The following is a 21,133-nucleotide window of genomic DNA, read 5'->3' as shown; positions in this document are numbered from 1 at the left end:
CGGCACCGGATGCCCTTCGCCCGTGCCAGCGGCTCTATTCGGCGAGCGGATTCCGGGGCGCGGCGGAGCCGGCCAGCGACGGGTCGATCGCCAGCACGCGTTCTGCCAAGGTCAGCCCCTTGCCGGGTCCCTTCGCCGACTTGGCCCGCAGCAGCTCCGGGATCGGCGACTTCTCACCCTCGCGGGCGGCGGTCAGCACGATCATCTTGGCGGCGATGTCGGCGATTTCCTCACGCAGCGCCTTGTCGTTGGTCGCCGTCTTCGCCTTGAGCAGCCGTTCGGTCAGTGCGGTGTGACGGTGGCGCAGCTCTTCTTCCATCTCAGTCGCGTCGGCTTCCCTCTTTGCGGCAACAGGCACGTCCTCGACGATGGTGATTTCCTTGAAATCCGGCACTGGTAGGTTCCCCGCCCGAAGCGACTTGATGGCAGTGCGCACCTGGCTGTTGGCCAATTTCACGCCCTGCTTGAGGCGTGCGATCTCCTTGGCGCGCCGCTCGAGGAGAGCATCCTTGTCAACATTTTCTGCCATCTCGCGGACGAGGCGGTCATCGAGCCGCAACAGCTTGTGTTCTTCCTGTGCCAGCCGGATTTCGGCGTCCTTGGCCCGCTTGGTGACGAGCTTGGTCTCGCGGCGCAGTTCCTCGCGTTCGTCGCGCAGGGCCTGGACCCGCATCTTGAGGTTCTCGATCTCGGTCTCGCGCGTCGTGCGTTCGATCTTGAGGTTGTCGACGTCGCCCATGATGCGTTCGATGCGCCGGGCGAGGGCTGTGATCTCGAGGTCCTTGGCGGCGAGCGACTCCTCCGTGCGGCGCAGCGCTTCCTTGAGATTGTCGGCTTCGACCTCGGCGCGCCGAACCTTCGAGCGGAAGTCCGCGGCCTCGACGCTCATGTCGTGGATCTGCGCCCTGAGGTCCTGATTGTCCGCCATCAGGTGGCTGGCGTCCTTGGAAAGTGTCGCGTTGGCCAGTTTCAGGGAAATGGACGCCTCCCGCTCGCGCAGCAGTTCCTGGGTGGTCCTTGCATTTTCGGCGGCGTAGACCGCGCGCACCATGTCCTTCTGCGCGCGGATTTCCTGCGGGCTGAGCGGCATCGTGGCCTTCAACCGGTTCTCCGTGTAGAGCACGATGCGCCTATGGATGGCCGGGGCGACCAGCATCACGAGCAGGGCGGCGGCGAGGAAACCCATTCCAAAAAGCAGGGCGTATTCGATCACGGGTGAGCCACTTTTGAGTTCATTCGAAGATCCGCAATCAATAAACATGCGCCGCGTGTCAGGACAAGCGGCGCGCGCCTGCGCGGATCATGAATCTTTCGCAGTCACGAGAAGAGCGGCGCGAGCTTGCGCGGACCCTGCGCGGTGCGGCTCAGAAGGGATTCCAGGTCGGTGCGCGGGTCAGCTTCAGATAGCCGACATTCACGCCGAGGCGGGCACCGAGGCCGGTGCGGATGGGCACGAGGACGACATTGCGGCTCTTCAGCACCGTCATGCCGACGCCGGCGACCACATAGGCCGATCCGCTGACGCCGCCATAGCGGGCAAAGAGGCCGTCGACCGACGGCAGGTCATAGACGAGCATCATCACGCGCGTGCCGTTGCCGCCGTAGTCGATGCCAAGCGAGGGACCCTGCCAGAAGACGTCGTGCTGGCCGGCGTTCTTGGTGTTGAGCTGGCCTTCGCCATAGGTGAGGCCGGCGACGAAAGCGCCCGAGCCTTCCTGCCCGAGAATGTAGCCGTTCGGCAAGCCGTGCTGCTGGAACGCCTCCTCGATCACCTTGGCAAGCGCGCCGCTGGTGGAACCGAAAAAGCCGTGGCCGGCATCGACGATTTCCTGGACGCTGTATTCGCCTTCGGCTCTCGCTTCCCGGGTCGCCAGCCCGAAGCCGGCAACGGAGAGTATCATGGCCACCAGAAACATCCGGAAGGCAGCGAAATCGCGGGTCGTCACAAAGCGCATGGGGTCTCCTCCATCCGTAATCGGCGCAATTGGCATGTCCAATGCGGTTAATGCTATTTAGCGATCATCCTATTAATAATCGGTTTACCAAATATGGTGTCATTATGGCCGAAAGGAATCCGACCACACCGGGCGCCCTCTAGTGCGCATCCGGCCCTTCCGTGGGGATCGATCTTCAGGAGCGACCGATGCCGAAAAATCCGAACTTGACCCTTGCTGGTCCCGACCTCGCTGCGCTGTTGTGCAGCCGCGTCTGCCATGACGTGATTTCGCCCGTGGGCGCGATCAACAACGGCCTCGAACTGCTCGACGAGGGCGGTGCCGACGCCGATGCAATGGACCTGATCCGTACCAGCGCGCTCAACGCCTCGGTCCGGCTGAAATTCGCCCGGCTTGCCTTCGGCGCCTCCGGCTCGGTCGGCGCGTCGATCGACACCGGCGAGGCCGAGAAGGCCGCCAAGGACTTCGCCGCGGCGGAAAAGAAGACCGAGGTCAGCTGGAACGGTCCGCGCGCGATCATCGCCAAGAACCGGGTCAAGCTGCTGCTCAACCTCTTCCTCGTCGCCTATGGTGCGATCCCGCGCGGCGGCCAGATCGACATCACCCTGGAAAACCCCGAATACGAAGCCAAGTTCAGGCTCGCCGCCAAGGGGCGGATGATGCGCGTGCCGCCGAAGTTCGCCGAAATCTGCAGCGGCACCATCGAGGAGGCGATCGATGCCCATTCGATCCAGCCCTATTACACGGTCCTGCTTGCCGACGAATGCGGCATGGAACTGAAGTATTTCGCCACCGAGGACGAGATCGTCTTTACCGCCGAGACCGTGGCCGCGGCCTGACGGGTTCGCCTTTCTGACGTCACCTAAATCGACGAAGAAGCACGCCACCTCGGCGTGCTTCTTCGTCTTGCGTGCACGGCGCACTGGAGAGCGGTAACGTTTCATTAGTTGAAAGCGCTTATTGTCGCAGGCAGGTTCCCCCTTCCTATGACGGGTGGGGTAGTGACATGGGAGTGCACGATGCAGCGTTTGATGATTGCGGACAGTTCTGACGTGGTCCGCAAGGTCGGCAAGAAGATCCTGTCCGAGATCGGCTTTCTCGTCCTTGAGGCCGGAACCGCACGCGAAGCTCTGACGCGCAGCGATACGGAACTGCCGAACATCATCATCGTCGATGCCGGCCTGGACGGCGCGCTGGACCTCATCGCCAACATTCGTGCGCTGCCGGATGGCAAGAGCGTGCTGATCTACTATTGCGTGGTGGAGGCCGACCTGAAGACGATGATGGCGGGCAAGCGTGCCGGCGCCAACGACTTCCTGCTGAAGCCGTTCGATCGCAAGATCCTTACCCAGATGTTCACCGACAAGGCGATCGCTGCCTGACACTTCCTGAAATTCGGCACTGAACTCCACGCCCCGCATGTCCGGGGCGTTTTTCGTTGCGGAACTTCCCGTGGTTGACGAGGCGTGGGCAGGGAGGGGCGAAGGGACGGAAACAAAAAACCTGCCCGGGTGAGGGGCAGGTCGAATGCAGCGCGGGGGATGCGCTAAAGCGGGTGTCAGGCGGTTTCCATGTATTCGGCGCCATCCGGCTCGCGCAGCACATAGCCGCGGCCCCAGACGGTTTCGATGTAGTTGGCGCCGCCTGCGGCATTGGCAAGCTTCTTGCGCAGCTTGCAGATGAAGACGTCGATGATCTTCAGTTCCGGTTCGTCCATGCCGCCATAGAGGTGGTTCAGGAACATTTCCTTCGTCAGCGTGGTACCCTTGCGGAGCGAAAGCAGCTCCAGCATCTGGTATTCCTTGCCGGTCAGGTGAACGCGCTGGCCGCCGACTTCGACGGTCTTCGCATCGAGGTTCACGATCAGTTCGCCGGTGGTGATGATCGACTGGGCATGGCCCTTGGAACGGCGGACGATGGCATGAATGCGCGCGACCAGTTCGTCCTTGTGGAACGGCTTGGTCATGTAGTCGTCGGCGCCGAAGCCCAGACCGCGAACCTTGTCCTCGATGCCGGCCATGCCGGAGAGGATGAGGATCGGCGTCTTGACCTTCGAAAGCCGCAGCGTGCGCAGCACTTCATAGCCCGACATGTCCGGGAGATTGAGGTCGAGTAGAATGATATCGTAGTCGTAGAGCTTTCCGAGATCCACGCCTTCCTCGCCCAGGTCGGTCGTGTAGACGTTGAAACTCTCCGATTTAAGCATCAGTTCGATGCTCTGCGCCGTGGCGCTATCGTCTTCAATGAGTAGAACCCGCATAATTATCCCCTTTACCGCCGCCGAAAGGTCGTACTTGGCCCCCTACGCGATACGGATCCAGTCGTTGCCTGATTTGAAGGCTGCCACCAAATGGTTAACAAATTCTGATTCCTTCTGGCAAGGTGTATCGAATTTATTAAACAAAGATACCAGTCTCCTGATTTTTCATCTGTTTCCGGCATTGCCACAATTGAATCAGAAGATGAGATTTCCCCTCTAACCGATTCATTTGACTCATCATTGTCATGGGCTTTTTAAGGCCGTGGCATTTACTGACCCTTAAATGATCTCACCTATCATTAACGATGCCCGTAAACGAAAGGTTACCAAGGGTAGCTTTTTGTTAACGCCGCCGCTTTTTTTCGAGAATGATTCGTCGGGAAGAGCGGCTTGGCATTTTGTCAGTAAGTGTGGCGGGGGGTCTCGCATCACGGGAGTATTGCGTATGAAGTCGCGTGAGAGCCTAGTGCGCCTGAAAGGATTTCAGGTCACTGAAAAACGTCGGCAATTGCAGCAGTTGCAGTCAATGATGGCGGAGTTCGAGCGGATGGCGAAGGAACTGGAAAACCAGATCGCCATCGAGGAGAAGAAGTCCGGGATCACCGATCCGAACCATTTCGCCTATCCAACCTTTGCCAAGGCGGCCCGGCAGCGGGCCGACAATCTCCAGGTTTCGATTCGCGAACTGAAGGTTCAGCAGGAAGCGGCCGAGCTTCTGCTTGAGGCAGCTGAGGCCGAGCATGCCAAGGCCGCGGCGCTCGAGGAGCGCGACGGCCAGATGCGCATCCGGGCCTAGGCCCCGGAGCGTTCTAGACCAGACGCGGTCGGTGGCGGTGCGGAGAGATCCGCGACCGCTGTCGAGCCGTTCGTTGAAACTTGTCCGGCCGGCGAACCGCCGGCCGGACAGAATCAGAACTTGATGACGTCAGCCCAGTCGGGGTGACGCTGCGCCTGGGCGCGGAAAAACGGGCAGAGCGGGATGATCTTCCAGCCGCCGTTGCGCGCCTGCTCGATCGCGAAGAGCGCCAGCGCCTGGCCGGCGCCCTTGCCGCGCATGCTTTCGGGCACCTCGGTGTGATCGACAATGATCAGGCTCGGCGAAGCGCGGGAATAGGTCATCACCGCCGGTGTCTCGCCTTCGACGAACCGTCCGACATAGCGGCCGCCCGAGCCGGCTTCCTCACTTGCAATATCCATGGGTGTCCTTTCGAAATCGAGATGCCGATGGCTTAACATCGGCTGCTTTTCGCGGCAATGATGGCCGTGCGCGCGGCCGGCCGTCCCGGTGGCGATTCGAGCGAGGGGCGTAGGCGATGATCTGGCTGAAGGCGGCGATGCTGGTGCTGGCCCCGATGTTTCTGGCGCTTGGCATCGTGCTTCCGCTGGTTCGCTTCGAAAAACTCTACTTTTTCACTGAAAACCCGTCGCTGGTCGACATCGTCGGCGCACTCTGGCGGGACGGAAATGCCGGGCTTGCCTTGCTGGTGGGTCTGTTATCGATCGCCTTTCCGGCGATCAAGCTGGTCGGGCTTGGGGCCGAGGCCTTCACGGCCTCGAGTGCCGGTGCGCGCAGCGGCCTGCTGCATGCGCTGGTCCCGTTCCTGTCGAAGTGGTCGATGATGGACGTGTTGCTGGTGGCGATCGTCATTTTCGCGGCCAAATCGAGCGGCCTTGCCGAGGCCTTCACGCAGCCGGGCCTGTGGTTCTATGCGGCATCGTCGGTGCTGGCCGGAGTGCTGCACCATTTGCTTCAGGCGCAGGGGAGGGCAGAATAGACAAAGTGCGCGCAAGGAGGAATTCCCGCGCGCACGATGGATCGGACAGAGATGCAGGGCGGCAGCGATTGCCGGCCCGTATTCTCGTCAATGGCGATATTGCTGGATGCGCGTGGTGCGCAGGCCCGGCAGGCCGTGGTCGTTGATGGAAGCCTGCCATGAGAGGAATTCCTCGACCGTCAGGGTATAGCGCTCGCAGGCTTCTTCCAGGCTCAACAGGCCGCCGCGCACCGCGGCGACAACCTCTGCCTTCCGGCGGATCACCCAACGGCGCGTATTGGCCGGCGGTAGATCGGCTATGGTAAGCGGGCTGCCATCGGGGCCGATGACATATTTCACTCGGGGGCGGATCATTTCGGTCATTGGACTCTCTATACATACTCAAGACCACACGAGCGCATCGTAGCTGCCCACCTTTAAAATTTGCCTAAGCGCCTTGTAAGCATTTGATAATAATTTTCACGACCGGCGGCGGGCAAGAAATGGACGTCGCGACCGAATCTTGCCTGCCGTTGCGTAAACTTGCGGCAACTGCATAGGAGTTATGCTGATTTAGAAATTTTCCAGATTCAAAAATGTAGTAGAAGCTTCGAAGAAGGACAGGGTGTATGTTGGATCTTTCGTCGCCGTGAACTCCGGGCGTGCGAGATTGTCCCGCCCCGAGCCAGAACTGAAAGATCGGCGCCAGTTCCGTTCTCTACTGTTCCAGACATATTCGTTCGATACATAATCTCTCAGGTGCGGCCGAATAGCTTCGGTCGAAAGGAGCGCAATGTTCAGGGTGTCCGAGTCGATCTGTCGCGAAGAAGAAGGCAAAGGCGTTTCGGCGATTCCTGTCGACGACGCGGGCCTTTGCCCTCTGGGCCGGCAGTTTGCGGCCCTCGGTCGACGCTACGGTTTCGACTACTTCCTCGTCAGCACCTTTCCCAAAGCCGACAAGCCCGAGTTTTCGGCGAACATCCTGTTCTGCAACTGGCCGCACGAGCTCAAGGCGCGCTATCGGACGGAAGATCAGTTCGCGGCGAGCCGGCTTGTGGCGCGGCTGAAGCAGAGCATCCTGCCGTTCCAGTCCGACGAATGCGTGCTTACCGACAGCAAGGACAAGGAAGCCGAGGGCGGCATCGCCGGCGCCTTCCGCGATTTCGGCATGGGTGCCAGCCTTGCCTTCGCCATCCATGATTCCGAGCTTGCCCATTATCTCTTCGTCTTTTCCGGCGAACGGGCCGAGCTCGACCGCCAGGAGATCGCGAGCTTCTATTTCGAAAGCCTCGAACTGCTGGACAATTGCTCCAGCCGGATCGCACAGAAGGACGGCCCGCGCGAAAAGCTGTCGGCCCGGGAGATCGAGTGCCTGCGCTGGTCGGCCGCTGGCAAGAGCAGCGACGAGATCGCCATCATCCTGTCGATCTCCAGCCACACGGTCGTCAGCTATCTGAAGAGCGCCATGCGCAAGCTGGATTCGGTCAACCGCATGCAGGCGGTGGCCCGGGCCTGCCGTTTCCGGCTGCTCTGACCGTCTGGGCCGTCCCGCCCGCCAGGATGGACGAGCGGCGGGGACGTGGGCGGGCGGCGCGAACGTTAAAGCATATGCGCCGAGATCTCCGTGTGGGCATAGCCGAACAGCAGTTGAGCGCTGCCTGCGTGCAGCAGGGTGAGAACATCACCGGCCAGCAGCGAAGCGAGCACCGCGGATGACTGTGTACCAACCCCTCCCTTGACCGCAGCAACGTCACTCGTCCCGTTCAGGCGAAGGGTCGTCTCATGGCCGGACGAGGTCTGTGCCTCGACGTTGAGCGTGACGAGATAGGTCCCGTCCACCGGTACCAACAGTTCACGCCCGTGACCGGACGGCAACGCCGCGCCGAGGGCAAATCCTCCCGCCGCCAGATGAAGATCGTCGAAGCCCGTCACCATGCCTGCGGACGGTGAAAGGCTGCCAGCGGCCCGCGAGGCGCGAACCAGCGGACGCTGGCCGGTGCGCACCACGCCTTGCGGCGATATCGTCAGGGCCGTCGTCCAGGCTGCGCCGTCTCCGCTGACCTTGATGGCAAACCGGTCGTCGCCGGCAAGTCCCATTTCCGCCCTGCCTTGCCAGCCCGACTGAAACAGCAGCGATGCGGTATCCGAAGCCGTGGCCTTGTTGATCTTCAGGCGATGATCGCCGCCCGTATGGGTCAGCAGGGTTGCGGCTCCCGATACCGCAAGCCGGTTCGTCGCATCGGGTGTGGCGCCGATCCCAAGCGCGGATACCTGCAGCGTGGCGGGCAGGGGGATGTCGCCCCAGTCCGTTCCGGTAAAGACCTTCAGCCGTTCCTCCGCGCGATCAAAGGCGCACCACCCTGTGCCGGGTGCAATGAAGATCCAGGCCTCGTCCTGGCGAAAGGCGAGGCGTCCCGCCTTGCCGGTCCAGGCGTCCGTCGCTCCCGGCAGAACCCAGAAGCACTCGCCCTCGGCCGGCATTGCCGGCGGGATGGCCAGCCGCGCGGCGATCACCAGATTGACCGTGGCATCCAGCCGTTGGAGGGCCTCGTTATGGGTGACATGCTTCTGCGCCTGGGCCGGCTTGATATAGGGCAGGGCAAGATTGACCGTTGTATCCGACATGACTGCATTCTCCGCTGCGATCGGTTCGATGCCCCGATCCTGCACCGGTTTCCGGTGGCGGGGACGAATGACGGATGTGCGGATTGAAAGGGCTGGCGTTTCTCGTGTGGACTTCCCCGTTTCCCGCTTCACCGGAGGATGTCGGGATGTCGAAATTCGCCGGACGGGAGCCGGATGCACGATATTCCCCGTCCTGGCGCGGCCACACCGGGGGCGGATTCAGCTGTGCCCGGTGTCGCTTTGTGATTGGCCTGCCGGCGATTTCAACGTTATGATCTTTTCAGTCTGGCAATTCCCTTGGTGCTACCTCCTGTTGTCGGAGGCGGCGGGTTCACACTTTCGGCGGAATTCAGCCTTGCTCGCGGCCGAATGATGGCCAAATCCCCTCAGTGAAAAGCACGGCGCCATCCAATTTTTCGGCATCTTGTGGCGTTATTTTGATGATTTTGCCGATTAAAGCACCAAACTGTGAGCAAATGGCGGTAAAATGCGCGCTGCCTAGTTTTTGGACTTCACATTTTTGCCGAAAACGCTATCAAATCCGAGCATGTTAAGAACCCCGCTAGGGGACAACATAAAAAGGGACGCGCCAAAAATCTGCGTCCGGGGGATTGGTAATGGAGTACTTCATCCAGCAGCTCATCAACGGGCTGACTCTTGGATCCATCTATGGCCTGGTGGCAATCGGCTATACGATGGTCTACGGCATCATCGGCATGATCAATTTCGCCCATGGCGATATCTTCATGCTCGGCGGCTTCGCCGCTCTCATCGTGTATCTCATCCTGACATCGTTCTTTGCCGGCATTCCGGTGGCGCTTGCGCTGCTGATCATGCTGGTCATCGCGATGCTGATGACAGGTTTGTGGAACTGGACGATCGAACGGGTCGCCTATCGGCCGCTGCGCGGATCCTTCCGCCTGGCACCGCTGATCACGGCGATCGGCATGTCGATCGCCCTGTCGAACTTCATCCAGGTCACCCAGGGTCCGCGCAACAAGCCGATCCCGGCGCTGGTCAACGATGTGTTCCATTTCGGTGCGATCACGATCTCGCTGAAGCAGCTGCTCATCGTCGTCATCACCACGGTGCTGCTCGCCGCCTTCTGGTACATCGTCAACAAGACGCCGCTCGGCCGCGCCCAGCGCGCCACCGAACAGGACCGCAAGATGGCGGCTCTTCTCGGCGTCGACGTCGACAAGACCATTTCCATCACCTTCGTGATGGGTGCGGCGCTCGCCGCGGTCGCCGGCACGATGTACCTGATGTATTACGGCGTGGCTTCGTTCAACGACGGCTTCATTCCGGGCGTCAAGGCGTTTACAGCCGCGGTTCTCGGCGGCATCGGATCGCTTCCAGGTGCTGTGCTCGGCGGTCTGCTGATCGGTCTCATCGAGTCGCTCTGGTCGGCCTATTTCAGCATCGCCTACAAGGATGTCGCAACCTTCGGTCTGCTGGCATTCGTGCTGATCTTCAAGCCCACCGGTATCCTCGGCCGGCCGGAAGTCGAGAAGGTCTGATCCCATGGCAAATCCTGCAAACGTGACCGGCACGTCTCAATCCGGTACCCTTGCGCGCGCGCTCAAGGAAGGCCTCTTCGCGGGTGTGCTCGCGCTCGGTCTGTTCGTCCTCTATGTCGGTATCAAGACCGATCAGGACATCAACAACGCTCCGATCTGGTATCCGCGCTGGGGGTTGCTGGCGATCTTCGTCGCTGTCGCCGCCGTCGGCCGCTTCCTGATCGTCGGCTTCTTCCATCCGTGGAGCCGCGCCCGCAAGGAGCGCCTTTCGGAAATGCCGGTGCACGAGATCGAGGCCAAGCCCTCGTTCTTCCACCAGCATTTCCTCAAGATCGCGCTTCTCGCGCTGCTGCTCTATCCGCCGGTCGTCATCTGGCTCACCGGTATCCAGGGTGCGCTGAAGTTCGTCGACAATTTCGGTATCCAGATCCTGATCTACGTGATGCTGGCCTGGGGCCTCAACATCGTCGTCGGTCTGGCCGGTCTGCTCGACCTCGGCTATGTCGCCTTCTACGCGGTCGGCGCCTATTCCTACGCGCTGATGTCCCAGCATTTCGGTCTGTCCTTCTGGGTACTCCTGCCGCTGTCGGGTATTCTGGCTGCCTTCTGGGGCATCATCCTCGGCTTCCCGGTTCTCCGCCTTCGCGGCGACTACCTGGCCATCGTGACGCTCGCCTTCGGTGAAATCATCCGTCTCGTGCTGATCAACTGGACGGACGTCACCAAGGGTACCTTCGGTATCTCCGGGATCCCGAAGGCCACCCTGTTCGGCATCAAGTTCGACGCCTCGCCGACCGGCTTTGCCAAGATGTTCGATCTGCCGATGTCCTCGGCCTATTACAAGATCTTCCTCTTCTATCTCATCCTGGCCCTCTGCATGCTGACGGCCTATGTGACGATCAGGCTTCGTCGCATGCCGATCGGCCGCGCCTGGGAAGCCCTGCGCGAAGACGAGATCGCCTGCCGTTCGCTCGGCATCAACACGGTCACGACCAAGCTCACGGCTTTTGCCATCGGTGCGATGTTCGGTGGTTTCGCCGGCTCCTTCTTCGCCGCCCGCCAGGGTTTCGTCTCTCCGGAAAGCTTCGTTTTCCTGGAATCGGCCGTCATCCTCGCCATTGTCGTCCTTGGCGGCATGGGTTCGCTGACCGGTATCGCGATTGCCGCTATCGTCATGGTCGGCGGCACGGAAATGCTGCGCGAGATGGAGTTCCTGAAGCACGTCTTCGGGCCTGACTTCACGCCGGAACTGTACCGCATGCTGCTCTTCGGCCTGGCCATGATCGTGGTCATGCTGTTCAAGCCGCGCGGCTTCGTCGGCTCGCGTCAACCGACAGCCTTCCTCAAGGAGAGCAAGGCCGTCTCGGGAAGCTTTACCAAGGAAGGTCACGGCTGATGACTTCCGGAACGAACACGATGACCAACGACACCCTTCTCAAGGTCGAACACCTGTCGATGAAGTTCGGCGGCCTGATGGCCATCAACGACTTCTCCTTCGAAGCCAGGCGCGGTGAGATCACCGCGCTGATCGGACCGAACGGCGCCGGCAAGACGACCGTGTTCAACTGCATCACCGGCTTCTACAAGCCGACGATGGGAATGATCACGCTGCGCCAGAAGGCGGGGCCCGAGTTTCTGCTCGAGCGTCTGCCCGACTTCGAGATCACCAAGAAGGCGAAGGTCGCCCGTACCTTCCAGAATATCCGGCTCTTCTCGGGTCTGACCGTTCTGGAGAACCTTCTGGTCGCCCAGCACAACGCCCTGATGCGGGCGTCGGGCTACACGGTTCTCGGCCTGCTCGGCCTTCCCGCCTACAAGCGGGCGGCGGCGGCGGCAATCGAGAAGGCCAAGTACTGGCTCGACAAGGCCGACCTGATGGAACGCGCCGACGATCCGGCCGGCGACCTGCCCTACGGCGCCCAGCGCCGTCTGGAAATCGCCCGCGCCATGTGCACGGAGCCCGAACTGCTCTGCCTCGACGAACCGGCTGCCGGTCTCAATCCGAAAGAGTCGCTGACGCTCAACGCCCTGTTGCGCAGCATCCGCGACGAAGGCACCTCGGTGCTGCTGATCGAGCACGACATGTCGGTGGTCATGGAAATCTCCGACCACGTCGTGGTGCTCGAATACGGGCAGAAGATCTCCGACGGCACGCCGGATCATGTGAAGAACGACCCGAAGGTCATCGCGGCCTATCTGGGTGTCGAGGATGAAGAATTGGATGAAGCGATCTCAGAGGTCGAAGCCGTTGCGGGAGGACAGGTCTGATGTCTGCTGAACCGCTTCTCAAAGTACAGGGCGTCGAGACCTATTACGGCAATATCCGCGCGCTCAGCGGGGTCGATGTCGAAGTCCGCCAGGGCGAAATCGTCAGCCTGATCGGCGCCAACGGCGCCGGCAAGTCGACGCTGATGATGACCATCTGCGGCAGCCCGCAGGCCCGCACCGGCACGATCACCTTCGACGGGACCGACATCACCAAGATGCCGACCCATCTGATCGCCCGCCGCCGCATCGCCCAGTCGCCGGAAGGCCGTCGCATCTTCCCGCGCATGACCGTGCTGGAAAACCTGCAGATGGGCGCCGGCCTCGACAATCTGAAGCACTTCAACGAGGACGTGGAGAAGATCTTCACGCTGTTTCCCCGTCTGAAGGAGCGTCAGAGCCAGCGTGGCGGCACGCTTTCGGGCGGCGAACAGCAGATGCTGTCGATAGGCCGCGCGCTGATGGCCCGTCCGAAGCTGCTTTTGCTCGACGAGCCGTCGCTCGGTCTTGCGCCGCTGATCGTCAAGGGCATCTTCGAGGCGATCAAGAAGCTCAACAAGGAAGAGGGGCTGACCGTCTTCCTCGTCGAGCAGAACGCCTTCGCGGCGCTGAAACTCTCCGACCGTGCCTATGTCATGGTCAACGGCAAGGTCACCATGAGCGGAACCGGCAAGGAACTGCTCGCCGATCCGCAGGTCCGGGCAGCCTATCTCGAAGGCGGCCACCACTGAGCGGGCAGGGAGAATAGATATGCAAGGCTTGTTTTTCGAAAGCGATACCGGCGTCCGCTACGTTTTGCGCTTCCTGGTTCTTCTCCTCGGCTTCTGGACCGCATGGCGGGCCGGCAAGGCGACGGCCGAGGGCTGGCAGGGCTATTCGACGGTTCTCGTCTACACCCTGCTGCTCGGCGTCGTGATGCGTTTTCTGCACTACGCGCTGTTCCAGGGACCTATGCTCAGCCCGCTGCTTTACGGGATTGACGTTTTGATTTTGCTTGTGTTTTCCACGGCCGGCTTCCGGACGCGGCGGACCACGCAGATGGCCGATAACTACTATTGGCTTTATGAGAAGACCTCGGCCTTCTCTTGGAAGAAGAAAGATTGACAGCCGCGTTTTTCTTGTCTCACATGGGCGAGAAGAGCGTGAGCTTTCATAAGAGTGGAACAGCTTTTCCGGCGCAGTCATGGTGGGTATTGCGCAGGGTTTCGAAACCTAACCCGCCTAAAAAATTGGGAGTAACAAAATGAAGAAGTCTCTTCTTTCGGCCGTGGCGCTGACGGCAATGGTTGCCTTCAGCGGTACCGCTTGGGCTGACCTTCTGGTCGGCGTCGGCGGCCCGATGACCGGTCCGAACGCCGCTTTCGGCGCACAGCTCCAGAAGGGTGCTGAACAGGCTGCTGCCGACATCAACGCAGCTGGCGGCATCAACGGCGAACAGGTCAAGATCGTCCTCGGCGACGACGTATCCGACGCCAAGCAGGGCGTTTCGGTTGCCAACAAGTTCGCAGCTGACGGCGTCAAGTTCGTTGTCGGTCACTTCAACTCGGGCGTTTCGATCCCGGCTTCGGAAGTCTACGCCGAAAACGGCATCCTCGAAGTCACCCCGGCTGCAACCAACCCGGTCTTCACCGAGCGCGGCATGTGGAACACCTTCCGCGTCTGCGGTCGTGACGACCAGCAGGGCGCTGTTGCCGGCAAGTACATCGCCGACAACTTCAAGGACGGCAAGGTTGCCGTCGTTCACGACAAGACCCCGTACGGCCAGGGCCTTGCCGACGAAACCAAGAAGGCCATGAACGGCCTCGGCATCACCGAAGTCATGTACGAAGGCATCACCGCCGGCGACAAGGACTACTCGGCTCTGATCTCCAAGATGAAGGAAGCCGGCGTAACGCTCGTTTACTTCGGCGGTCTGCACACCGAAGCCGGTCTCATCATGCGTCAGATGGCTGACGGCGGCCTCAAGGCTGTCCTGATGTCGGGCGACGGCATCACCTCGAACGAACTTGCTTCGATCGCTGGCGACGCAGTCAACGGCACCCTGATGACCTTCCCGCCGGATCCGCGCCTGAACCCGAACGCTGCTGAAGCCGTCAAGAAGTTCCGCGACGCCGGCTTCGAACCGGAAGCCTACACGCTGTACTCCTACGCAGCTCTCCAGGTCATCGCCGAAGCTGCCAAGAAGGCCGGCTCGAACGATGCTGAAGCTGTTGCTGCAGCGCTGAAGGAAAAGGGTCCGTACACGACCGTTATCGGCGAACTCGGCTTCGACGCCAAGGGCGACATCACCCGTCCGGACTACGTCATGTACACCTGGCAGAAGGGTGCCGACGGCAAGTACACCTACCTGCAGAACAAGTAATCGCGTCGGCCGAGCTTTCGGCCTGAGCGTATGACCTGCATCGGATGGCCCGGCCTTGCGCCGGGCCATCTGTTTTCTTGGCCAATCCCGCGGCACCTTCATCCTTGGTCGCATTCCGCGAATATTAGGATTGCGGTGGCCGCGGTTTGGGTAATACTGCCCACCTCGAATGGAGTGGGAGGCTCGACCAGCATGCAGATTTCAGCAGTGGCGCCCGGCGACGGGATCTACGATCGCGAACTCGACAAGAACGCCGCGAACTTTTCGCAGATGACGCCGCTCAGCTTCATCGAACGTGCCGCGTCCGTCTATCCGGGCCGTACCGCCGTCGTCTACGGCGATGTCCGCCGCAACTGGGCGCAGACCTATGATCGGGTCCGCCGGCTGGCCAGTGCGCTCTCCGGGCGGGGTATCGGCAAGGGCGACACGGTTGCCGTGATCTGCGCCAACATTCCCGAGATATTCGAATGCCATTTCGCCGTGCCCATGGTCGGCGCCGTGCTCAATGCGATCAATACGCGTCTCGACGCGGAGGCCATCGCCTTCATCCTCAATCACGGCGAAGCGCGGATGCTCATCGTCGATCCGGAATTTGCCGATGTCGCCGAGCGCGCCGTGCACATTGCCGGGCGGCCGATCGAGGTTATCGACATTCTCGACCCGAGCTTCGAGGGCGGCCACCGCGTGGGGGCCACCACCTATGACGAGCTGCTGGCGGAGGGCAATGCCGATTTCCGCTGGGAACGGCCTGCCGACGAATGGGATGCGATCAGCCTCAACTACACGTCGGGCACGACCGGTGATCCGAAGGGCGTCGTCTACCATCACCGCGGCGCCTACCTCAACGCCATCGGCAATATCCTCACCTGGAACATGGCCAACCACCCGGTCTATCTGTGGACCCTGCCGATGTTCCACTGCAACGGCTGGTGCTTCCCCTGGACGATCGCGGCTGCGGCCGGCACCTCCGTGTGCCTGCGCGCGGTGCGCGTCGAGCCGATCTACGAACTGATCAAGAGCGAGCAGGTGACGCATTTCTGCGGCGCGCCGATCGTGCTGAACCTGATCGCCCACGCGCCGGACGAAATGAAGGCCGGCATCGATCACAAGGTCAGCGTGATGACGGCGGGTGCGGCCCCTCCGGCGGCCGTCATCCAGTCGATGGAGGAACTGGGCTTCGATGTGACCCACGCCTATGGCCTCACCGAGACCTATGGCCCGGCCGTGGTCTGCGCCTGGCATGACGAGTGGAACGAACTCGACATTTCGGAGAAGGCCCGGCTCAAGGCCCGTCAGGGCGTGCGCTATTCGGTGCTCGACGGGCTGATGGTCGCGGACCCGGAGACCCTGGAGCCGGTGCCGAGCGACGGCGAGACGATGGGCGAGATCTTCTTCCGCGGCAACAACGTCATGCGCGGCTACCTGAAGAACCCGTCCTCCTCGGCCAAGGCCTTTGCCGGCGGCTGGTTCCACTCGGGCGATCTCGCGGTCTGCCACGCCGACGGCTATATCGAGATCAAGGACCGTTCCAAGGACATCATCATTTCCGGCGGCGAGAATATTTCGTCGATCGAGGTCGAAGGGGTACTCTACCGCCACCCGGCCGTCATGGAGGCGGCGATCGTGGCTAGGCCGGACGAGAAGTGGGGCGAAACGCCTTGCGCCTTCGTCGGGCTCAAACCCGGCGCGACGGTGACCGAACAGGAACTGATCGCGTTCTGCCGCGCCAACATGGCGCATTTCAAGGCGCCGAAGACGGTGGTGTTCGGGCCGCTGCCGAAGACCTCGACCGGCAAGATCCAGAAATACGTGCTGCGCGAGAAGGCCAAGGCGCTTTAGGGGGTAAGAAACCCCTCCCCAACCCCTCCGCACAAGGGGGAGGGGCTTTGATGCCCCGGCGCCATCGTCTCATGCAGGCAGAGCGGCGCCGCGAGTCTTCTCCCCCCTTGTGGGGGAGATGGCCGGCAGGCCAGAGGGGGCCTCGGTTGCGCTCAGATGTGCGCCCCTAATCCACATGCAGCACATGGGCCGCCTTGACGGCCGCCGAGGCGCGGTTTTCCACGCCGAGCTTCACGTAGATCTGTTCCAGATGCTTGTTCACCGTGCGGGCTGAAAGTCCCAGGATATCGGCGATGTCGCGGTTCGCCTTGCCCTTGGCGATCCACAGCAGCACCTCGGCCTCGCGCTGCGTCAGGCCGAACTGGCCACGCAGGATCTCGTCCTCGTGCTTGCGGTTGGCCACCGTCAGGCGGAACAGGTATTCGTCCGGGCCGAGCCCGCCGAGGAAGCCGAGTTGCAGCTCGGTGCCGCCCGCAGGAGTGAAGCAGAAGGCGGTTTCTGCGCCGTGGGCGAGCGCGTCGCGCCGCGCCATCCAGCCGGCAATGGCGCCGGCAACCAGGTCGAGCCCGCTGGCGCTGCCCGTGGCGCTGTCGGCCAGCCGTGTGGCCTGGGGCGTCGACCAGTGGATCGTGCCGTCGGCGCGGACCGCCAGCAGATGGCGCCCGGCGGCATCGAGCGCGACGCGGGCGCTCTGGGCCGAGCGGGCGTTCGACAGGTGGACACGAATGCGGGCGCGCAGCTCATCGATATTGATCGGCTTGGTGAGGTAGTCGACCCCGCCTGAATCGAGGGCGTGGACCACATGCTCGGTCTCGGTCAGCCCGGTCATGAAGATCACCGGCACCTGGGCGACGACCGGATCGGCTTTCAGCCTGCGGCACGTCTCGAAGCCGTCCATTCCCGGCATCATGGCGTCGAGCAGGATGAGATCGGGACTGATCTTGTCGACGATCGACAGCGCCACCTGGCCCGACGTGGCGATCAGCACGGAGAAGCCGGATTGCTCCAGCGCGTCGGTGAGGAAGCCGAGCGCCTCGGGGCTGTCGTCGACGAGCAGCACGATGTCGCGCGGACGGTTAACGTCAGCCATGGCTCTTTTCCTCCCGGCGGTCGACATCCTTCAGGAAGGCGGCGAAGCCGGCCAGGTCGAAGGCCTGGACGAAACCGCGCGAGGCGTCGACGAAGGCGCCGTTCTCCTCGATTTTCGACAGGTCCGCAAGCTTGGCCTCGATGCCGCGCACATAACCGATTTCGCTCAGGCGCGACAGTTCGGCGAGGTGGGCGGGGCCGGGCGAGGCGAGTGGCCGCCCTGCCTCCGTCACTAGCGCAGGCAGGGCGGCCAGCTCGTCGGCATAGATCCACTCGAGGCCGAGATACATGGCGAGCTTGTCGCGCAGCCGCTGCACGTCGACCGGCTTGGCGATCGCATCGTCATGGCCCTCGCCGCCGGGACCGGGTGCGTCGCCGATATTGGCCGACAGCATGATGATTGGCGCCGTCTGGCCGGCGTCGCGCAGCTTCTCGACCAGCTGCCAGCCGTTCATGCCGGGCATCTGGATGTCGACGAGGAAGAGGTCGGGCCTGACACCCTCGATCAGCGTCAGGCATTCCGGCCCGCCGGCCGCCGTCAGCACGACGAAGTCGAGCGGGCCCAACACCTCGCGCATCAGGTCGCGATGGTCCTCGTTGTCGTCGACGACGACGATGGTGCGGCGCGGGCCGGTATAGGAAACGATCTTGCGCTCGGGGGCAGGGGCTGTACTCGGGCGGTCGATCGCCGACAGCATCAGCCGGACCTTGAAGGTCGACCCCTTGTCGCGCTCGCTTTCCACCGAGATCTCGCCGCCGAGCGTGTTGGTCAGGAGCTTGGTGATGGTCAGCCCGAGGCCGAGGCCCGGCCGGGGGCGGATACTGTCCGCCTCGCCGCGCTGGAACGGCTCGTAGATGCGCTTCAGGTCCTTCTCCGCGATGCCGGCGCCGGTGTCGGACACGGTGAAGGTCGCCACCTGGCTGCGATAGCCGACCTCGAAGCGCACCGTGCCCCGCTCGGTGAACTTGATGGCGTTCGACAGGAGATTGACGAGGATCTGGCGCAGCCGCTTCTCGTCGGTGCGGACATAGAGCGGCAGGGCGCGCGAGCGCTCATGTTCGAAGACCAACCCCTTTGCCGCCGCCTGGGGGGCGAACATATCCACCAGCTGGTCGAGGAAATCCTGGATGTTCAGCTCGTTGGAAAAGACCTGCAGGCGACCGGCCTCGATCTTGGAAATGTCCAGCAGCCCGTCGATCAGTCCGGAGAGATGGTCGGCGGAACGGCGGATGACCTTGATCGCCGACTGGCGGGCGGGCGGGATCGTCTCGTCGCGCTCGAGGATCTGGGCATAGCCGAGGACGGCGTTGAGCGGCGTGCGCAGCTCGTGGCTGAGGCCGACGACATAGCGGCTCTTCGCCCGGTTGGCGGCCTCCGCCGTTTCCTTGGCCGTCTGCAGCGCCGCATCGGTCTTGCGATGAGCGGCGATCTCCTTGAGCAGCAGCGTGTTCTGGCGCGAGGATTCCTCTTCCGCCACCACCCGGCTGTCATGGGCGAGCACGTAGAACCAGCTGGCCACGCCGGAGATCACGGCGGAGACGATGAAGACGATCAGCACCGTGCGGTTGACGACATCGGCCGTTTCCGGTGAGGCGGTGGAGACCTGGTGGGCGATGAGCGCGAGGATCGCGCCGATCAGCGATACGGCGACGACCGCGGTCACCGCATAGCGGCCGAGGCGGGTGGAGAGCCATGCCAGCGCCGGTTCGGGCAGGAAGCGGGCGGCGACGAAGGTCGCCTGCGCGTTGAGCTTGGCGTGCGGCTTGCACATGTCGTGGCAGCGGCTGTCGAGCGAGCAGCACAACGAGCAGATCGGCGCGGCATAGGCCGGGCACCAGGCCATGTCCTCCGGCTCGAACGGGTGTTCGCAGATCGAGCAGGTGATCGAGGTGAGGTTCTTCCAGCTGTGGCGCGGCTTGCGGGCGAGATAGTACTTGCCCTTCGTGCCCCAGGCGATCAGCGGCGAGATCACGAAGGCGATCAGCGTCACATAGGTGGCGAGCGAGGCCATCAGCGGCCCGAACAGGCCGAAATGGGCGGCGAGCGCGATGCCGGCGGACAGCACCAGCGTGCCGCAACCGACCGGGTTGATGTCGTAGAGATGGGCACGCTTGAACTCGATGCCGGGCGGGGCGAGGCCGAGCGACTTGTTGATGAAAAGGTCGGCCGAGAGCGTGCAGAGCCAGCTCATGGCGATGATCGAGAAGATGCCGAGCGTTTCTTCGAGCAGCCGGTAGATGCCGAGTTCCATCAGCAGCAGGGCGATCGCCACGTTGAACACCAGCCAGACGACGCGGCCGGGATGGCTGTGGGTCAGCCGCGAGAAGAAGTTCGACCAGGCGAGCGAGCCGGCATAGGCGTTCATCACGTTGATCTTGAGCTGCGAAACCACAACGAAGCACGCCATGAGCAGCATGGCCGCGGTGTCGTTCGGGATCATGTAGCCGAAGGCGGCGAGATACATGTGGGCCGGATCGGCCGCTTCGCGCGCGGGAACGCCGGAAGAGAGCGTGAGCACGGCAAGGAAGGAACCGGCGAGCAGTTTCGGTACGCCGAGCACGACCCAGCCGGAGCCGGCGAGGAACACGGCAAAGCGATGGCGGAGCTTTCGCCCGCCCTCCGGCGGCAGGAAGCGCAGGAAGTCGACCTGTTCGCCGATCTGCGGCATCAGCGCGAGGATGACGGCGGAGGCGGCGCCGAACTCGATCAGGTCGAAGGGGGCTGCCCCTCCGGCCTCGGCATTGGAGTGGCCGATGCCGGCGAAGGCGCGCCAGAGGTCGATCTTCTCCCAGTCGGAAAAGGCGATGAAGATGAAGGGCAGGATGTTGAGGACGATCCAGAAGGGCTGGGTCCAAAGCTGGAATTTCGAGATCAGCCGCACGCCGTAGGTGACCAGCGGGATGACCACCATGGCCGAGATGATGTAGCCGATCCACAGCGGAATGCCGAAGGCGAGTTCCAGCGCGCCGGTCATGATCGACGCCTCGATGGCGAACAGCATGAAGGTGAAGCTGGCATAGATCAGCGAGGTGATCGTCGAGCCGATATAGCCGAAGCCGGCGCCGCGGGTCAGAAGGTCGATGTCGACGCCGTGGCGGATGGCGTAACGGCTGATCGGCAGGCCGACGAGCAGCATCAGGACGGCGGCGGCGATGATGGCGAAGAAGGCGTTGGTGGTGCCGTAGGAGAGCGTGATCGTGCCGCCAATGGCCTCCAGCGCCAGAAAGGAGATCGCCCCGATCGCCGTCTGCGAAATCCGGCTCGAGGAAAACTGCCGGGCGCTCTTGGCGGTGAAGCGCAGCGCATAGTCTTCCAGCGTCTGATTGGCGACCCAGCGATTATACTCGCGCCGGACCGGAATGATGCGTTGGCGTGCGGCCATGCCTAATTTCTAGCGCCCTTGAAAAGATGATTGTCTATTGGGCAATCTTCACGGGAATGGCCTGAAAGGCAAGGGGAGGGC

The 21,133-nt window shown here is 62.4% G+C and carries 20 protein-coding genes; 12 read left to right on the top strand and 8 right to left on the bottom strand.

Annotation, left to right across the window (positions count from 1 at the left end; all coding sequences use genetic code 11):
- Positions 1-34: 34 nt before the first annotated feature.
- Positions 35-1,213, bottom strand: coding sequence for a coiled-coil domain-containing protein (locus tag L867_RS24850; protein ID WP_051438882.1), 1,179 nt, complete (start codon positions 1,211-1,213; stop codon positions 35-37).
- A gap of 151 nt (positions 1,214-1,364) precedes the next feature.
- A complete protein-coding gene (locus L867_RS0108210; RefSeq protein WP_232363911.1) occupies positions 1,365-1,901 on the bottom strand; it encodes a DUF1134 domain-containing protein in 537 nt (178 codons plus the stop codon).
- A 242-nt stretch (positions 1,902-2,143) separates the two neighbouring features.
- On the opposite strand from L867_RS0108210, the gene chpT reads away from it, so the two are divergent.
- Entirely contained in the window at positions 2,144-2,794 is a 651-nt protein-coding gene (gene chpT / locus L867_RS0108205; protein ID WP_028736426.1) for a histidine phosphotransferase ChpT, read from the top strand.
- Positions 2,795-2,974: 180 nt separating this feature from the next.
- Positions 2,975-3,337, top strand: coding sequence for a response regulator (locus tag L867_RS0108200; protein WP_028736425.1), 363 nt, complete (start codon positions 2,975-2,977; stop codon positions 3,335-3,337).
- A gap of 176 nt (positions 3,338-3,513) precedes the next feature.
- Here L867_RS0108200 and ctrA read toward each other — a convergent pair whose 3' ends face one another.
- Positions 3,514-4,215 (bottom strand): response regulator transcription factor CtrA, encoded by a 702-nt coding sequence (ctrA, locus tag L867_RS0108195; protein WP_028736424.1) that lies wholly within the window; start codon positions 4,213-4,215, stop codon positions 3,514-3,516.
- A gap of 445 nt (positions 4,216-4,660) precedes the next feature.
- Between ctrA and L867_RS0108190 the strand changes: the two genes are divergently transcribed.
- Complete coding sequence (locus L867_RS0108190; protein ID WP_028736423.1) at positions 4,661-5,011, top strand: hypothetical protein; 351 nt, start codon at positions 4,661-4,663, stop codon at positions 5,009-5,011.
- 113 nt (positions 5,012-5,124) lie between these two features.
- On the opposite strand, the gene L867_RS0108185 is transcribed toward L867_RS0108190, so the two are convergent.
- Positions 5,125-5,412 carry a GNAT family N-acetyltransferase gene (locus tag L867_RS0108185; protein WP_028736422.1) on the bottom strand — a complete coding sequence of 96 codons (288 nt, stop codon included), beginning with the start codon at positions 5,410-5,412 and terminating at the stop codon, positions 5,125-5,127.
- A gap of 116 nt (positions 5,413-5,528) precedes the next feature.
- Here L867_RS0108185 and L867_RS0108180 point away from each other — a divergent pair, with 116 nt between their 5' ends.
- Entirely contained in the window at positions 5,529-5,990 is a 462-nt protein-coding gene (locus tag L867_RS0108180; RefSeq protein ID WP_028736421.1) for a paraquat-inducible protein A, read from the top strand.
- A gap of 87 nt (positions 5,991-6,077) precedes the next feature.
- On the opposite strand, the gene sciP is transcribed toward L867_RS0108180, so the two are convergent.
- The gene (sciP, locus tag L867_RS0108175) at positions 6,078-6,353 is read right to left on the bottom strand and encodes a CtrA inhibitor SciP (protein WP_028736420.1); all 276 of its coding nucleotides are present in this window, start codon (positions 6,351-6,353) and stop codon (positions 6,078-6,080) included.
- Between the two features lie 409 nt (positions 6,354-6,762).
- Here sciP and L867_RS0108170 point away from each other — a divergent pair, with 409 nt between their 5' ends.
- Positions 6,763-7,503, top strand: coding sequence for a helix-turn-helix transcriptional regulator (locus tag L867_RS0108170; RefSeq protein WP_028736419.1), 741 nt, complete (start codon positions 6,763-6,765; stop codon positions 7,501-7,503).
- A 65-nt stretch (positions 7,504-7,568) separates the two neighbouring features.
- On the opposite strand, the gene L867_RS0108165 is transcribed toward L867_RS0108170, so the two are convergent.
- Positions 7,569-8,594: a DUF2793 domain-containing protein gene (locus tag L867_RS0108165; RefSeq protein ID WP_028736418.1), complete on the bottom strand. Its 1,026-nt coding sequence runs from the start codon at positions 8,592-8,594 to the stop codon at positions 7,569-7,571.
- Between the two features lie 617 nt (positions 8,595-9,211).
- Here L867_RS0108165 and L867_RS0108160 point away from each other — a divergent pair.
- From L867_RS0108160 to L867_RS0108130, 7 genes are all read left to right on the top strand, one after another.
- Positions 9,212-10,114, top strand: a complete 903-nt coding sequence (locus L867_RS0108160) for a branched-chain amino acid ABC transporter permease (protein WP_028736417.1) — start codon at positions 9,212-9,214, stop codon at positions 10,112-10,114.
- A gap of 4 nt (positions 10,115-10,118) precedes the next feature.
- Positions 10,119-11,510, top strand: coding sequence for a high-affinity branched-chain amino acid ABC transporter permease LivM (gene livM, locus L867_RS0108155; protein WP_028736416.1), 1,392 nt, complete (start codon positions 10,119-10,121; stop codon positions 11,508-11,510).
- A complete protein-coding gene (locus tag L867_RS0108150; protein WP_028736415.1) occupies positions 11,510-12,382 on the top strand; it encodes an ABC transporter ATP-binding protein in 873 nt (290 codons plus the stop codon). The genes livM and L867_RS0108150 overlap by 1 nt, the downstream gene beginning before the upstream one ends.
- The gene (locus L867_RS0108145) at positions 12,382-13,110 is read left to right on the top strand and encodes an ABC transporter ATP-binding protein (protein WP_028736414.1); all 729 of its coding nucleotides are present in this window, start codon (positions 12,382-12,384) and stop codon (positions 13,108-13,110) included. Before L867_RS0108150 ends, L867_RS0108145 begins: the two co-directional genes overlap by 1 nt.
- 19 nt (positions 13,111-13,129) lie before the next feature.
- The gene (locus L867_RS0108140) at positions 13,130-13,483 is read left to right on the top strand and encodes a DUF6867 family protein (RefSeq protein ID WP_028736413.1); all 354 of its coding nucleotides are present in this window, start codon (positions 13,130-13,132) and stop codon (positions 13,481-13,483) included.
- A gap of 139 nt (positions 13,484-13,622) precedes the next feature.
- Positions 13,623-14,741, top strand: coding sequence for a branched-chain amino acid ABC transporter substrate-binding protein (locus L867_RS0108135; RefSeq protein WP_028736412.1), 1,119 nt, complete (start codon positions 13,623-13,625; stop codon positions 14,739-14,741).
- Positions 14,742-14,933: 192 nt separating this feature from the next.
- Positions 14,934-16,580, top strand: a complete 1,647-nt coding sequence (locus L867_RS0108130; RefSeq protein WP_051438881.1) for an acyl-CoA synthetase — start codon at positions 14,934-14,936, stop codon at positions 16,578-16,580.
- A gap of 166 nt (positions 16,581-16,746) precedes the next feature.
- Here the strand turns inward: L867_RS0108130 and L867_RS0108125 are convergent, their stop codons facing one another.
- Together L867_RS0108125 and L867_RS0108120 are read right to left on the bottom strand one after the other, a co-directional pair.
- Positions 16,747-17,670 (bottom strand): response regulator transcription factor, encoded by a 924-nt coding sequence (locus L867_RS0108125; protein ID WP_028736410.1) that lies wholly within the window; start codon positions 17,668-17,670, stop codon positions 16,747-16,749.
- A complete protein-coding gene (locus L867_RS0108120) occupies positions 17,663-21,052 on the bottom strand; it encodes a hybrid sensor histidine kinase/response regulator (RefSeq protein ID WP_028736409.1) in 3,390 nt (1,129 codons plus the stop codon). Before L867_RS0108120 ends, L867_RS0108125 begins: the two co-directional genes overlap by 8 nt.
- Positions 21,053-21,133 lie beyond the last annotated feature (81 nt).

This window comes from Paenirhizobium selenitireducens ATCC BAA-1503 (assembly GCF_000518785.1).
Classification (GTDB): Bacteria; Pseudomonadota; Alphaproteobacteria; order Rhizobiales; family Rhizobiaceae; genus Allorhizobium; species Allorhizobium selenitireducens.
Note: the sequence above shows the minus strand (reverse complement) of the source record. Positions and strands in the feature narration are given on the sequence as shown.